Source organism: Roseibium aggregatum, assembly GCF_014692675.1.
Lineage (GTDB): Bacteria > Pseudomonadota > Alphaproteobacteria > Rhizobiales > Stappiaceae > Roseibium > Roseibium aggregatum_C.
Map to the genome: position 1 here is coordinate 1 of NZ_JABFCZ010000129.1, position 251 is coordinate 251.

General features: G+C 61.8%; 1 protein-coding gene and 1 pseudogene. One reads left to right on the plus strand and one right to left on the minus strand.

Translation table 11 applies throughout. From position 1 onward, the window contains the following. On the plus strand, positions 1-103 hold a 103-nt coding region (locus tag HK439_RS26600; RefSeq protein WP_190294281.1), incomplete at its 5' end, for a transposase domain-containing protein. Positions 104-125: 22 nt separating this feature from the next. On the opposite strand, the pseudogene HK439_RS26605 reads toward HK439_RS26600, so the two are convergent. Beyond that, positions 126-251, minus strand: a pseudogene (locus HK439_RS26605) (IS66 family transposase); the annotation flags it as partial.

Consider the following 251-nt stretch of genomic DNA (forward strand, 5'->3'; position numbering starts at 1 on the left):
GCTTGATCCCCACGCCTGGCTCACACAGACCCTCGAGCGCATCGCCAACGGTTGGCCCAATAGCGACATCGGCGCTCTCATGCCCTGGAACTACAAGAGCTGAACGGCCGCAGCTTCGCGCTTACGATCTCGACGCGATCGCGCGCATAAATCGCTTCCTGGCGATAGAGCGGCAGGCCGTCGGCATATTTGGCCACCGCGATCTGCGCCAGCAGCGCTTCGGTCGGAATACCACTTTCGATTATGCGGGC